This is a genomic window from Streptomyces globosus (assembly GCF_003325375.1).
Taxonomy (GTDB): Bacteria; Actinomycetota; Actinomycetes; order Streptomycetales; family Streptomycetaceae; genus Streptomyces; species Streptomyces globosus_A.
The window spans coordinates 4,246,642-4,260,487 of record NZ_CP030862.1; the positions used below are offsets into that span (position 1 = coordinate 4,246,642).

Annotated in this window: 10 protein-coding genes; 2 read left to right on the forward strand and 8 right to left on the reverse strand. The window is 74.6% G+C overall.

Annotation, left to right across the window (positions count from 1 at the left end):
- Positions 1 to 9: 9 nt before the first annotated feature.
- The 3 genes from C0216_RS18640 to C0216_RS18650 all read right to left on the reverse strand — a co-directional run bounded on the left by C0216_RS18640 (position 10) and on the right by C0216_RS18650 (position 4,813).
- Positions 10 to 1,638, reverse strand: coding sequence for a phytoene desaturase family protein (locus tag C0216_RS18640; RefSeq protein WP_114056376.1), 1,629 nt, complete (start codon positions 1,636 to 1,638; stop codon positions 10 to 12).
- Positions 1,635 to 3,779 carry a serine/threonine-protein kinase gene (locus C0216_RS18645; RefSeq protein ID WP_114056377.1) on the reverse strand — a complete coding sequence of 715 codons (2,145 nt, stop codon included), beginning with the start codon at positions 3,777 to 3,779 and terminating at the stop codon, positions 1,635 to 1,637. The genes C0216_RS18640 and C0216_RS18645 overlap by 4 nt, the downstream gene beginning before the upstream one ends.
- Positions 3,780 to 4,387: 608 nt before the next feature.
- A complete protein-coding gene (locus C0216_RS18650; RefSeq protein ID WP_114056378.1) occupies positions 4,388 to 4,813 on the reverse strand; it encodes a VOC family protein in 426 nt (141 codons plus the stop codon).
- A 167-nt stretch (positions 4,814 to 4,980) separates the two neighbouring features.
- Here C0216_RS18650 and C0216_RS18655 point away from each other — a divergent pair, with 167 nt between their 5' ends.
- Positions 4,981 to 7,368, forward strand: a complete 2,388-nt coding sequence (locus tag C0216_RS18655) for an ATP-binding cassette domain-containing protein (protein WP_114056379.1) — start codon at positions 4,981 to 4,983, stop codon at positions 7,366 to 7,368.
- A 56-nt stretch (positions 7,369 to 7,424) separates the two neighbouring features.
- On the opposite strand, the gene C0216_RS18660 is transcribed toward C0216_RS18655, so the two are convergent.
- From C0216_RS18660 to C0216_RS18670, 3 genes are all read right to left on the reverse strand, one after another.
- Positions 7,425 to 8,615, reverse strand: coding sequence for an acyl-CoA dehydrogenase family protein (locus C0216_RS18660; RefSeq protein ID WP_114056380.1), 1,191 nt, complete (start codon positions 8,613 to 8,615; stop codon positions 7,425 to 7,427).
- 163 nt (positions 8,616 to 8,778) lie between these two features.
- Positions 8,779 to 9,618 carry a class II fructose-bisphosphate aldolase gene (locus C0216_RS18665; protein ID WP_114056381.1) on the reverse strand — a complete coding sequence of 280 codons (840 nt, stop codon included), beginning with the start codon at positions 9,616 to 9,618 and terminating at the stop codon, positions 8,779 to 8,781.
- Positions 9,615 to 10,523: an SIS domain-containing protein gene (locus C0216_RS18670; protein WP_114056382.1), complete on the reverse strand. Its 909-nt coding sequence runs from the start codon at positions 10,521 to 10,523 to the stop codon at positions 9,615 to 9,617. The genes C0216_RS18665 and C0216_RS18670 overlap by 4 nt, the downstream gene beginning before the upstream one ends.
- Before the next feature lie 227 nt (positions 10,524 to 10,750).
- Between C0216_RS18670 and C0216_RS18675 the strand changes: the two genes are divergently transcribed.
- Positions 10,751 to 11,548, forward strand: coding sequence for a DeoR/GlpR family DNA-binding transcription regulator (locus C0216_RS18675; RefSeq protein ID WP_114058769.1), 798 nt, complete (start codon positions 10,751 to 10,753; stop codon positions 11,546 to 11,548).
- Positions 11,549 to 11,657: 109 nt separating this feature from the next.
- Here the strand turns inward: C0216_RS18675 and C0216_RS18680 are convergent, their stop codons facing one another.
- Both C0216_RS18680 and C0216_RS18685 read right to left on the reverse strand, forming a co-directional pair.
- Positions 11,658 to 12,575, reverse strand: a complete 918-nt coding sequence (locus tag C0216_RS18680; RefSeq protein ID WP_114056383.1) for a LysR family transcriptional regulator — start codon at positions 12,573 to 12,575, stop codon at positions 11,658 to 11,660.
- A gap of 12 nt (positions 12,576 to 12,587) precedes the next feature.
- On the reverse strand, positions 12,588 to 13,796 hold the full coding sequence (locus C0216_RS18685) for a glycine C-acetyltransferase (protein ID WP_114056384.1): 1,209 nt from the start codon (positions 13,794 to 13,796) through the stop codon (positions 12,588 to 12,590).
- Positions 13,797 to 13,846 lie beyond the last annotated feature (50 nt).

A 13,846-nucleotide genomic window follows, 5' to 3' on the forward strand; every position in this document is an offset into this window, starting at 1 on the left:
GGCGCGCGGCTAGCGGCCCAGGACCGCCATGGCCGCGTTGTGGCCGGGCACCCCGCTGACGCCGCCGCCGCGCACGGCACCCGCCCCGCACAGCAGCACGTTGGCGTACGGGGTCTCCACGCCCCACCGGCCGGCCGCGCCGGCGTCCCCCTCCCCGCCGGGTTCCCGGTACGGCCAGGACAGGTCCCGGTGGAAGATGTGCCCGCCGGGCAGGCGCAGGTCGCGCTCCAGGTCGAGCGGAGTCTTGGCCTCGATGCAGGGGCGGCCGTCCGCGTCGAAGGCGAGGCAGTCGGTGACCGGTTCGGCGAGGTGCTCGTCCAACTGGGCGAGAGTGGCGGTCAGAAGCACCTCCCGGGTCCCCTGGTTGTCCCTCTCGAAGAGGCGCGCCGGGGTGTGCAGGCCGAACAGGGTGAGCGTCTGGCAGCCCTGCTCGACGAGCTCCGGGCCGAGGATCGACGGGTCGGTCAGCGAGTGGCAGTACACCTCCGACGGCGGGACCGAGGGGAGTTCTCCGGAGGCGGCCTCGGCGTGCGCCCGCTCCAGGTTCGCGTACCCCTCGGCGACGTGGAAGGTCCCGGCGAACGCCTGCCTCGGGTCCACGGAGGCGTCCCGCAGCCGGGGCAGCCGCCGCAGCAGCATGTTGACCTTCAGCTGGGCGCCTTCGGCGGCGGGCTCCGGGGCCTCCTCGCCGAGCAGTTCGGCCAGGGCCCGCGGGGAGGCGTTCACGAGGACGGTGCGGCCGGCGACCCGGCCTTCGCCGGTCGCGGTGCGGAAGACGACCTCGGCGGGGCCGCGGCCGTCGGTGTCGATGCGGAGCACCTCGTGCCGCGTCGCGATCTGTGCGCCCGCCGCCCGCGCGGCGCCGGCCAGGGCGTCGGTGAGCGCGCCCATGCCGCCGACGGGGACGTCCCAGTCACCGGTGCCGCCGCCGATCACGTGGTAGAGGAAGCAGCGGTTCTGGGCCAGCGAGGCGTCGTGCGCGCCGGCGAAGGTGCCGATCAGGGCGTCGGTGAGGACGACGCCCCGGACCAGGTCGTCCTCGAAGCGGTCCTCCACCGCCTGTCCGAGGGGCTCCTCGAACAGCATCCGCCAGGCCGCCTCGTCCCCGATGCGCTCCTTCAGCCCGGCCCGCGTCGGCAGCGGCTCGGTCAGCGTCGGGAAGACGCGCTCCGCGACCCGCCCGGTCGTCGCGTAGAACTCCCGCCAGGCCTCGTACGCGCGGTCCGAGCCGGTCAGGCGCCGGAAGGACTCCCGGGTGCGGCCCGTGTCGCCGCCCACGAACAGCCCGTCGGGGCGGCCGCCGCGCGCCTCGGCCCTGTACGGCGTGTACGAGGACACGGACCGCTTGCGGACGGCGAAGTCCAGCCCCAGATCACGGACGATCTTCCCGGGGAGGAGGGAGACGAGGTAGGAGTACCGGGACAGCCGGGCGTCCACCCCCGCGAAGGGGCGGGTGGAGATCGCGGCGCCGCCCGTGCCTCCGAGGCGTTCGAGGAGCAGCACGGAGCGGCCCGCGCGGGCCAGATAGGCGGCGGCGACGAGGCCGTTGTGCCCGCCGCCCACGATCACGTCGTCGTACACGTCCCGGTATGGCTGCCGGGAGGAGCCCTGCCCGTTGGTCGCGCCCAAGGTCGTCATGGCTCTTGGTAACACACCTGCGCGAGCCGCTCCAGGCAGTGCGCTTCGTCGGCATGGGCCGCGACGGTGTCGGGGTGGGCGTCGCCCAGGGAGCGCTCGCGGATGCCCGCGAGGTCCCGGTAGAGGGGCAGCGCCTCCTCCCAGCGGTCCAGTCGGCTGAGCCCGACGGCCAGTTCGCGGCGGCTGACCAGGGTGTCGGGGTGCTCGGGCCCGAGGGCGTCCGCCCGCGCGGCGGCGACCTGCCGGGCCTCGGCGACCGCCTCCTCCCAGCGGCCGAGCCGGCCGAGGTTGACGCCGAGGACGTGCCGGGCGCGCAGCGTCTCCGGGTGGGCGGCCCCGTACGCGCGGGTGCGGTCGCGGATCAGGCCCCGGAACAGGTCCAGGGCCTGGGCGGCGCGGCCGGTGCGGCCGAGGGCGATCCCGGTCTCGTAGCGGGCCGCGAGGGTGTCGGGATGGTCGCGGCCCAGTACCCGCTCGCGTGCCGCGGCGACCTCCCGGAACGCGTCGAGGGCGTCCTCCCAGCGGTCGAGGCGGCCCAGTGCGTACGCCGCCTCGTACCGGCTCAGCAGCGTGTCCGGATGCTCCGGTCCCAGGACGGCCGCCCGGTCGGCTGCAGCCGCGGCGGCGGTGCGGTGCGCCTCGGCGTGGCGGCCCAGCGCGCCGAGGGCGCAGGCGAGGTTGTGTCGGCAGCGCAGCGTGTCGCGGTGGAGCGGGCCGGCGCTGCGCTCCCGCGCGACGAGCACCGCCCGGTACAGGTCGTGCGCCTCCTGGTGGCGGCCGAGCCGGCCCAGCTCGTACGCGGCCTCCTGGCGGGCGGCGAGTGTGTCGGGGTGGTCGGCGCCGAGGGCGCGGGTACGCCCGTGGGCGACGGCCTCGTACGCGGCGAGGGCCTCCGCGGGTCGGCCGGCACGGCTGAGGGCGAAGGCACGGGCGTGGGCGGCGGCGAGCGCGGCGGCGCCCTGCGGCCCGGCCGTGCTCCCGTCCGCGCCGTGCGGGCCGGTGCCGTGGGTGCCGTCCGGGGCGGCGGCGGGCCGGGGGATGCCGTACGGCGCCGTCAGCCGGGGGTCCTCCGAGGGGGCGGGCCGCAGGATGGCCGCGCCGGCCGCGGCCCCGACGGCGGCGGACAGGCCGCCGCCGAGGGGGCGCGCGGCCGTCCAGGCTCCGGTGAGCACGGCCCATTCCCCGCTCGCCGGCCGGGCGTCGATGCCCGCCTTGCGGCCGGCGGTCATGCCGCGGGCCCACCGGGGCAGGGGGGCCGGGCCGCCGGTCGCCGGGCCGGGCCCGAGCCGGGCCTCGACGAGCCGCCGGTGCACGTGGCGGGCGTCGCCGGGGCGGTCGTCGGGGCACTTGGCGAGCAGGTCCAGGACCGCCCGCTCGAAGTACCCGGGCAGCTCGGGCCGGTGCTCGCGCAGCGGCACCGGCGCGTTGTCGCGGTGCCCGACCAGCACCGACCAGGAGTCGCCCAGGTCGAACGGCGGGGCGCCGGTGGCGATCTCGTACAGGACGCAGCCGAGGGAGTACAGGTCGCTGCGGTGGTCGACCTCGCCGCCGGCGATCTGCTCCGGCGACATGTAGTGCGGGGTGCCCATCGCCATGCCGCCGCCGGTGAGCTTCGCCGTGAAGCCGATGTCGTGCGCGAGGCGGGCGATCCCGAAGTCGCAGATCTTCACCGTCCCGTCGGTGAGCCGCATGATGTTGGCCGGTTTCAGGTCCCGGTGGACGACGCCCTGGTCGTGCGTGTAGCCGAGGGCCGCGGACAACTGCTCGGCGATGTCCACGACCACGTCCACGGGCAGCGGCCGCGGCTGGTTCTCCTCCATCAGCTGGCTGAGGTTGCGGCCGTCGAGGAGCTCCATGACCAGGTACAGGGGGCCGCCCGCTGCGCTGTCGTCGCCGAAGTCGTGGACGACGGTGACCCCGCGGTGCTGGAGCGAGGCGGCGACGCGGGCCTCGCGGCGGAAGCGCTCGCGCAGCACCTGGGTGAAGTGGTTGTCCTGCTGCCCGCCGAGCGGTTTGAGGCATTTGACGGCGACGTGCCGGCCGAGGGACTCGTCACGGGCCCGCCACACCTCGCCCATGCCGCCGCGCCCGATCAGATCGAGCGACCGGTACCGGCCCTGGATCAGTCTGGACTCCGCCATGTCTTGAAGCCGCCCCCGTTGTCGTGCTGCGTCCTGCGCCCTCCCCGGCCGGTCCAGTATGGACGCTGGTGTACGCAGTGTGTACGCCGAGGGACGGCTCCCGGGGCCCATGCGGCGCATCGCTTTCAAGATGTGACCTGGAGGCAGCCGCCAGCGCAGACCTGCGGGAATGCTGCGCAGCAGGGTACCGGTGGGGCGCAGGCGCCCGGTCACCGTGCGCGGGGCGGGCGCGGGCCCGCCGGACAGCCGGTGCGCGTACGCCGGGAGCGGTCCGCAGGCCGGTGCGGCGACAGGCCGGCACAGCAGGTTTCGGCCAGGCGCCGGCAGCGGGGGAACGGGCGGGGCGCGCAGGAAGTCGTCGCCGGCCCGGCGGTGCGGGCCTGGAGGCGGAGGGCGCGGAATCCGGCGCCCCTCCGGCCGCGCGGACGGCCCGAGGGGCGGAAAGAGCCCGCCCGCTTCTCGCGGAACCCGATTGTGCGGTGCGCGGCACGGGGTCCGCTTCTCCGCATCCTCGCAATGGGCTCTTCCCGCACTCTCATGGAAGCACTCCGCGGCGCGCTCCGCCAGCGTCCGCGGGCCGCAGGGGGGTTGCGGGCCGCCGCGGGGGGTCAGGCCTCCGCGGTGCCGAGCGGCTGCGTGAAGCGCAGGACGTTGCCGGCGGGGTCGCGGAAGGCGCAGTCGCGGACGCCGTAGTGCTGGTCCGTCGGCTCCTGGACGACCGCGCCGCCCGCCGCGCGGATCCGCTCGAAGGCGGCGTCGCAGTCCTGCGTCGCGAAGATGACCCCGCGCAGGAGGCCCTTCGCCATCAGGTCGGCGACGGCCTGCCGGTCGGCCGGGGAGGCGTTCGGGTCGGCGAGGGGCGGCTCCAGGACGATGGCGACGTCCGGCTGCGCGGGCGACTCGACGGTCACCCAGCGCATGTCCCCGTAGCCGACGTCGCCGCGCACCTCGAGGCCGAGGACGTCGCGGTAGAAGGGGACCGCCTTGTCATGGTCGTCGACGGCGATGAAGCACTGGGAAAGGGTGATGTCCATGCGGCCCACGCTACGGCGGGGAGGCGGAGCCCGCCGGGCGGCCGCACCCGGGGCGCAACGTTTCGGCGGGCGGCGCCGCACGGGCCGTCCGAAGCTGGTTGGATCGGACCGGGCGACACGCGAAGGAGCCGCAAGGGCGGCTCCGCCCCACGGACGGAGCAGTGAGAATGGCCAGGAAGTCGGACACAGGGTCGCCTGGGCCGCACACCGCGGACAGCCACGGCCTCATCCGCGTCCACGGCGCGCGCGAGAACAACCTCAAGGACGTCAGCATCGAGATTCCGAAGCGCCGGCTGACGGTGTTCACCGGCGTCTCGGGATCGGGCAAGAGCTCCCTGGTCTTCGACACCATCGCCGCGGAGTCGCAGCGGCTGATCAACGAGACGTACAGCGCGTTCCTGCAGGGCTTCATGCCGAACCTGGCCCGGCCGGACGTCGACGTCCTGGACGGGCTGACGACCGCGATCTCCGTGGACCAGCAGCGGATGGGCGGCGACCCGCGCTCCACGGTCGGCACGGCCACCGACGCGAACGCGATGCTGCGCATCCTCTTCAGCCGCCTGGGCGAGCCGCACATCGGCCCGCCTGCCGCGTACTCCTTCAACGTGGCGTCGGTGTCGGCGAGCGGCGGGTTCACGGTCGACCGCGGCGCCGACAAGACCCGTACCGAGAAGGTGTCCTTCAGCCGCACGGGCGGCATGTGCACGCACTGCGAGGGCCGCGGCCGGGTCTCCGACATCGACCTGGCCCAGCTGTACGACGACTCCAAGTCGCTCTCCGAGGACCCGTTCACCATCCCCACCTACACGGGCGGCGGCTGGGTGGTGCGGGTCATCGCCGAGTCGGGGTTCTTCGACCCGGAGAAGCCGATCCGCGCGTACACGAAGAAGGAGCGGCACGACCTCCTGTACCGCGAGCCGACGAAGGTGAAGGTCAACGGGATCAACCTCACCTACGAGGGGCTGATCCCGAAGCTGCAGAAGACGTTCCTGTCGAAGGACCGGGAGTCGATGCAGCCGCACATCCGGGCGTTCGTCGACCGGGCGGTCACCTTCGCCGACTGCCCCGACTGCGGGGGCACGCGGCTCAGCGAACAGGCCCGCTCCTCGCGGATCGGGAAGGTCAACATCGCCGACGCCTGCGCGATGGAGATCCGCGACCTGGCCGAGTGGGTCCGCGGGCTGGACGAGCCGTCGGTCGCCCCGCTGCTCGGCAAGCTCCTGCACACCCTCGACTCGTTCGTGGAGATCGGCCTCGGCTACCTCTCGCTCGACCGGGCCGCGGGGACCCTGTCGGGCGGCGAGGCACAGCGCACCAAGATGATCCGGCACCTCGGATCGTCCCTCACGGACGTCACGTACGTCTTCGACGAGCCGACGACCGGCCTGCACCCGCACGACATCGAGCGCATGAACGGCCTGCTGCTGCGGCTGCGCGACAAGGGCAACACGGTGCTGGTGGTGGAGCACAAGCCGGAGGCCATCGCCGTCGCGGACCACGTCGTGGACCTCGGGCCGGGCGCGGGCACGGCGGGCGGCACCGTCTGCTTCGAGGGCACCGTCGAGGGCCTGCGCAGCAGCGGCACCGTCACCGGCCGCCACCTCGACGACCGGGCCGCGCTCAAGGAGACCGTGCGCAAGCCGACCGGTGCGCTGGAGATCCGCGGGGCGTCCGCCAACAACCTGAAGGACGTGGACGTCGACATCCCGCTCGGGGTGCTCTGCGTGGTCACCGGGGTCGCGGGGTCGGGCAAGAGCTCGCTGATCCACGGCTCCATCCCGGCCCCGGAGGGCGTCGTCTCGGTGGACCAGGCCCCGATCCGCGGCTCGCGCCGCAGCAACCCGGCGACGTACACGGGGCTGCTCGACCCGATCCGGAAGGCGTTCGCGAAGGCCAACGGCGTCAAGCCCGCCCTGTTCAGCGCCAATTCGGAGGGCGCCTGCCCGACCTGCAACGGCGCCGGCGTCATCTACACCGATCTGGCGATCATGCAGAGCGTCGCCACGACCTGCGAGGACTGCGAGGGCAGGCGGTTCGACGCCTCGGTGCTGGAGTACCGGTTCGGCGGCCGCGACATCAGCGAGGTGCTCGCGATGTCGGTGACGGAGGCCGAGGAGTTCTTCGGGGCCGGCGAGGCGCGCACGCCGGCCGCGCACAGGATCCTGGAACGGCTCGTCGACGTCGGGCTCGGCTACGTCAGCCTGGGCCAGCCGCTCACCACGCTGTCCGGCGGCGAGCGGCAGCGCCTCAAGCTGGCCACGCACATGGGGGAGAAGGGCGGTGTGTACGTCCTCGACGAGCCGACGACCGGCCTGCACCTCGCGGACGTGGAGCAGCTCCTCGGCCTCCTCGACCGGCTCGTCGACTCCGGGAAGTCGGTGATCGTCATCGAGCACCACCAGGCCGTCATGGCACACGCCGACTGGCTCATCGACCTCGGCCCCGGCGCCGGCCACGACGGCGGCAGGATCGTCTTCGAGGGCACGCCCGCCGACCTGGTCGCCGCCCGCTCCACCCTCACCGGCGAGCACCTGGCCGAGTACGTGGGCGCCTGACGCGCTCCTGGCCGCCCGTCCCCGGGGGCGGGCGGCCGGACCGCCGGCCGGCCTGCTCAGCGGCGGACGCGGGGCATGCCCAGGCCGGTCCACGCGATGATCTCGCGCTGGATCTCGTTGTTGCCGCCGCCGAAGGTGAAGACGACGGCGCTGCGGTAGCCGCGTTCCAGCTCTCCGTGCAGGACCGCGCCCGCCGAGCCGCCCTTCAGCGGGCCGGCCGCGGCGAGCACCTCCATCAGCCAGGCGTACGCGTCCCGGCGCGCCTCCGACCCGTACACCTTGACGGCGGAGGCGTCCTGCGGGGTGAGGGTGCCGTCCTGGACGGCGCTGACCATCTGCCAGTTCATCAGCTTCATGGCGTCCAGCCGGACGTGGGTGCGGGCGAGCCTGGTCCGCACCCAGGGCAGGTCGATGACGCGGCGGCCGTCGGCGAGCTTCGTGCCGGCCGCCCACCGCTGGACGTCGTGCAGGGCCCGGACGGCCATGGTGCCGTGGGCGGCCAGGGTGACGCGCTCGTGGTTGAGCTGGTTGGTGATCAGCCGCCAGCCCTCGTTCTCCCGGCCGACGCGGCGGCTCGCGGGGACGCGTACGTCCTCGTAGTGGCCGGCGGTGGTGTCGTGCGAGGCGAGGGTGTTGATGAGGGTGCAGGAGTAGCCGGGGTCGGAGGTCGGCACCAGCAGCAGGGTGATGCCCTTGTGCGGCGGGGCCGCGGGGTCGGTGCGCACCGCGAGCCAGACCCAGTCGGCGGTGTCGCCGTTGGTGGTCCATGTCTTCTGCCCGTTGACGACGTAGGTGCCGGTCTCCTCGTCCCCCTCGCGGACCGCCCGGCAGCTGAGGGCGGCCAGGTCGGTGCCGGCGTCGGGCTCGCTGTAGCCGATGGCGAAGTCGATCTCCCCGGAGAGGATCCGGGGCAGGAAGTAGGCCTTCTGCTCGTCGGTGCCGAACCGCATGAGGGTCGGCCCGACGGTGTTGAGCGCCATGAGCGGCAGCGGGACGACGGCCTGCGCGGCCTCGTCGAAGAAGATGAACTGCTCCACCGCCGACAGGCCGCGCCCGCCGTATTCGACGGGCCAGCCGACCCCGAGCCAGCCGTCGGCGCCCAGGCGCCGGATCGTCTCCCGGTAGAAGCGCTTCTGGGCGGCCGGGTCCGTGTGGCGGGCGCGTACGTCCTGCGGCACCAGCTCGGCGAAGTAGGCGCGCAGCTCCGCGCGCAACTGCTGCTGCGCGGGCGTGTATTCGAGGTGCACGGGCCCTCCGGGGGTGTGGTGGCGCGGGCGCGGCCGCGTTCGGGGGCTTGCGAGTGGGGGGCAGGGTAGAACGCGTTCCACCAATCCGGAAGGGCGGCCGTGCGGACACCCCGCCCGCACGGCCCGGCACCTCGGACCCCGGCACCGCGGCGCCGGGGCGCGCTCAGGGCGCCAGTGCCCCCAGGAGGGCCACGGCCGTCGCCGCCATCGCCGCCCGGGCGGCCGTCAGGTACGGGCGCGGGTCCGCCGGCGTGAGGTGCGCGCGGATGGCGTCGGTCATGGCCACGTTCAGCGCCGTACCGATGTTGACCTTCCGGATGCCGCCCGCGACCGCGGCGGCCAGCTCCGCGTCCGGCAGCCCCGAGGAGCCGTGCAGCACCAGCGGCACGTCCACGGCCTTCGCCAGCCTCGCCAGCAGCGCGTGGTCCAGCGACGCGGTGCGGCTCGTCATCGCGTGGCTCGTGCCGACCGCCACGGCCAGGGCGTCCACCCCCGAGTCGGCCACGAACCGCCGGGCCTCCTCCGGATCCGTACGCGCCCCGGGCGCGTGGGGGTCGAGAGGGGCGGCGCCGCCCTTCCCGCCGACCTCGCCCAGCTCCGCCTCGATCCACAGCCCGTTGGCGTGCGCCCATTCGGCCGCCGCGCGCGTCGCCTCCAGGTTCTCCGCGTACGGCAGCCGGGCCGCGTCGAACATCACCGACCCGAAGCCGGCGCCCGCCGCCTGCCGCAGCAGTTCGGCGCTCTGCACGTGGTCGAGGTGCAGCCCCACCGGCACCCCGGCCGCCTCCGCACAGGCGGCGGCGGCCCGCGAGATCGGCAGCAGCGCCCCGCCGCGGAACTTCACCGCGTTCTCGCTGAGCTGGAGGATCACCGGCAGCCCCGCCTGCTCCGCGCCCGCGACGACGGCCTCGGCGTGCTCCAGGGTGATGATGTTGAACGCCGCGACGGCCCGGCCCCCGGCCGCCGCCTCCGCGACCAGCGCACCCGCGGGGACGAGGCTCATCGGACGGCCTCCTCGCCCGCCGCGAGGATCACCGAGCGCGTCAGGTTCCGCGGCCGGTCCGGATCCAGCCCCCGGTCGGCGGCCACCGCCACCGCGAGCCGGTGGACGCGCACCAGCTCGGCGAGCGGGTCCAGCCGGCCCTCCACCCAGCGGCCGCCCGCGGCCTCCACCTGTGCGGACAGCCCGTCCGGCGCCCCGCCGAGCGACCAGGTGACCGTCCCGGGGCCGGTGATGCTGATCGGGCCGTGCCGGTACTCCATCGCCGGGTACGACTCCGCCCACGACAGCGACGCCTCGCGCATCTTCAGCGCCGCCTCGTGCGCCAGCCCCACGCCCCAGCCGCGGCCGAGGAACGTGAACTGGCGGTGCAGGGCGATCCGGTCGGGCAGCGCCTCGGCGAGCGCCGTCCGGGCGTCCGCGACAGCGGCGGCGGTGTGCCTGCCGACGTGGGCGCGCAGCAGGGTCAGCGCGGTCGTCGCGAACCGGGTCTGGACGACGGACCGCTCGTCCGCGAAGTCCAGGACGACGAGGTCGCCTGCGAGCGCCATCACGGGCGTCGCGGGGTCCCCGACCACCGCGGTCACCGCCACCCCCGCGTCGCGCAGGCCGGCCAGCAGCTCCAGGACCTCAGTCGTGGTGCCCGACCGCGTCACGGCCACCACCCTGTCGTAGCGGCGGTGCAGGGGGAACTCGGACGCGGGGAACGCGTCCGTCTCGCCCTGCCCGGCCTCCTCGCGCAGGGCGGCCGCGGCCTGCGCCATGTAGTACGAGGTCCCGCACCCCACGATCGCCGCCCGCTCCCCCGGCTGCGGCAGCACCGCCCGCCGGCCCGGCGCCAGTTCGGCGGCCCGCTCCCAGCACTCGGGCTGCGTGCCCAGTTCGTATGCGACGTGGCTCTGGCTCATGGCGGCTCCCTGGCCGGGCTGATGCGGGTCGGGTGGGCGTGGCGCTTGATGTCGCGTGATGCGCTTTCCTGCAAGGTATCGGGCACTTTCACGCAACTTCAAGCATCCCGGTGCCCCGGACGCCTGGGTTAGTGTCGGCGCACGGGCCGCGGCGCACGCGCCGCCGGCCGGAGTGCCGGGCACACCTGGAACACCTGGAACACCTGGGGGGCGAACGCGTGGGATCCATGACCCGCAAGGAGCGCTGGCAAACGCTGCTGGACCTGCTGGTCGAGCGGGGGGAGATCGAGGTCGAGCCCGCGGCGGAGACGCTCGGCGTCTCCGCCGCGACCGTCCGCCGCGACCTCGACCTGCTGGCCGAACAGCAGCTCCTGGTCCGCACGCGGGGCGGCGCGGTCGTGCACGGGGTGTCGTACGAACTCCCCCTGCGCTACCGGACGTCCCGCCGGGCCGCGGAGAAGCGCCGCATCAGCGAGGCGGTCGCCGCCCTGGTCACCCCCGGCGAGGTGATCGGCCTGACGGGCGGCACGACCACCACCGAGGTGGCCCGCGCCCTGGCCGCCCGCCCGGACCTCGCCCGTTCCGACGCCCAGGGCTCCGGCGCGCCCGCCCTGACGGTGGTGACGAACGCCCTCAACATCGCGGGCGAGCTGGTCATCCGCCCCCAGTTCAAGATCGTCCTGACGGGCGGCGTCGCCCGCGCCCAGTCGTACGAGCTGACGGGACCGCTGGCGCAGCAGGTCCTCGGCCAGCTGTCCGTGGACACGGCGATCGTGGGCGTCGACGCCTTCGACCCGGCCGACGGCGCGGCAACCCGCCACGAGGACGAGGCCGCGATGAACCGCCTCCTGTGCGACCGCGCCCGCCGCGTGGTCGTCGCGGCGGACTCCAGCAAGCTGGGAGTCCGCGCCTTCGCCCGCATCTGCCCGACGTCCGCGGTGGACACCCTGATCACGGACACGGCTCTGCCGGACGAGGTGGCGGAGCGCTTCGAGGCGGCGGGGGTGGCGGTGCGGCGGGTGTGAGGCCCGGCAGCCGCGGGGCGGGGCCGGGGCGACGGCGGGAGCCGGGTGACCGGGAGCCTCGCGACCGGGGCCGACGGGCGCACCGGGCGGTGGCTCCCCCGCCGCACCGTCACCCCCGCGTGTCCAGCCGCGCGGCCTCCCTCGTCAGCGCCTCCAGGATGGGAGCCAGCAGCGGGTGGGTCTCCGCCCCCCTGCGGGTTGCGGCGAAGACGCGGCGGGTTGCCGGGAGGCCGGCCACCGGGCGGACCTGGACCTCCTTGAGGTCCATGCCGCGCAGGGCCGAGCGCGGGACCAGGGCGACCCCGGCTCCTGCACCGACGAGGGCCGTCACGGCGCGGAAGTCGTCCGAGGAGTGGCGCAGGCGCGGCTGGAAGCCGGCGAGTTCGCAGGCCAGCAGGGTGACGGCATGGCACGGGTTGCCGGGGTACTGGCCGACCCAGTCCGAGTCGGAGAGGTCCGGCAGGCTCACCTCGGGGAGGTCGGCGAGCGGGTGGCCGGCGGGGAGGACCGCGTCGAAGGGCTCGGCGTAGAGCGGGACGACCGACAGGCGGCCGTCGTCGGCGCCGGGCGCGCCCCGGTATTCGACGGCGAGGGCGATGTCGGCCCCGCCGTCGAGGACGAGGGGGAGGCTTTCGTCGCCTTCGGCGTCGCGGACGCGGAGGCGGATGCCGGGGTGTTCGCGGGCCAGGCGGGCGATCGCCGGGGCGAGGACCTCGGCGATGCCGGTGGCGAACGCGGCGACGGTGACCTCGCCGGCGGTGCCGCCCGCGTACGCGGCGAGTTCGGCCTCGGCCTTTTCGAGCTGGGCGAGGACCTCGTGGGTGTGGGCGAGGAGGATCTCGCCGGCGGCGGTGAGCCGCACGCCCCGGCCGCTGCGGGTCAGCAGTGTGTGCCCGGTTTCCTGTTCGAGCGCCGCGAGCTGCTGGGAGACGGCGGAGGGGGTGAGGTACAGGGCTGCGGCCGCGGCGGTCACCGTACGGTGGTCCGCCACGGCCCGCAGGATGCGCAGCCGGCGGGGGTCGATCACCCCTCCATGATGTCAGCCCCTGGCGGCGGCGAGGGCCGCGCGGGCGTCGGTGAACGCGGCCACGGCCCGCTCGACGTCGGCGGTGGAGTGGGCGGCGGACAGCTGGACGCGGATGCGGGCCTGGCCCATGGGGACGACGGGGTAGGAGAAGCCGATCACGTACACGCCGCGCTCCAGGAGGAGCTCGGCCATGCGGCCCGCCTCGGCGGCGTCGCCGATCATGACGGGGGCGATGGCGTGGTCGCCGGGGAGGATCTCGAAGCCGGCCTCGGCCATCTTGGTACGGAACAGCGCGGTGTTGGCGGCGAGGCGCTCGCGGAGGTCCGCGGCGGACTCCAGCAGGTCGAGGACCTTGAGGGAGGCGGCGGCGATGACGGGCGCGAGGGAGTTGGAGAAGAGGTAGGGGCGGGAGCGCTGGCGGAGCAGTTCGACGATCTCGGCGCGGGCGGCGACGTAGCCGCCGGAGGCTCCGCCGAGGGCCTTGCCGAGGGTGCCGGTGATGATGTCGACGCGGTCCATGACGCCGTGCAGCTCGGGGGTGCCGCGGCCGCCGGGGCCGACGAAGCCGACGGCGTGCGAGTCGTCGACCATGACCATGGCGTCGTAGCGGTCGGCGAGGTCGCAGATCTCGGCCAGGGGGGCGACGTAGCCGTCCATGGAGAAGACGCCGTCGGTGACGATCAGCCTGCGGCGGGCGCCGCCCTCCGCGGCCTCCTTCAGGCGGGCTTCCAGTTCGGCCATGTCGCGGTTGGCGTAGCGGAAGCGGCGGGCCTTGGAGAGGCGGATGCCGTCGATGATGGAGGCGTGGTTGAGGGCGTCGGAGATGACGGCGTCCTCGGGGCCGAGGAGGGTTTCGAAGACGCCGCCATTGGCGTCGAAGCAGGAGGAGTAGAGGATCGTGTCCTCCTGGCCGAGGAAGGAGGACAGGCGGGCCTCCAGCTCCTTGTGGACCTCCTGGGTGCCGCAGATGAAGCGGACGGACGCCATCCCGTAGCCCCAGCGGTCGAGGGCCTCCTTGGCGGCGGCGACGACCTCGGGGTGGTCTGCGAGGCCGAGGTAGTTGTTGGCGCAGAAGTTGAGGACCTCACCGGGGGTGCCGCCGGCGGTGACGGCGACGGACGCGCTCTGCGGGGTGCCGATGACCCGCTCGGGCTTGTGCAGGCCGGCGGAGCGGATCTCGTCGAGGGTGGCGCGAAGGTCTTCGCGGACGTGTCCGAACATGGTGCGGTGCTCGCTTTCTTCTCCGTGCGGCGGAGGGAGACGAAGAGGGG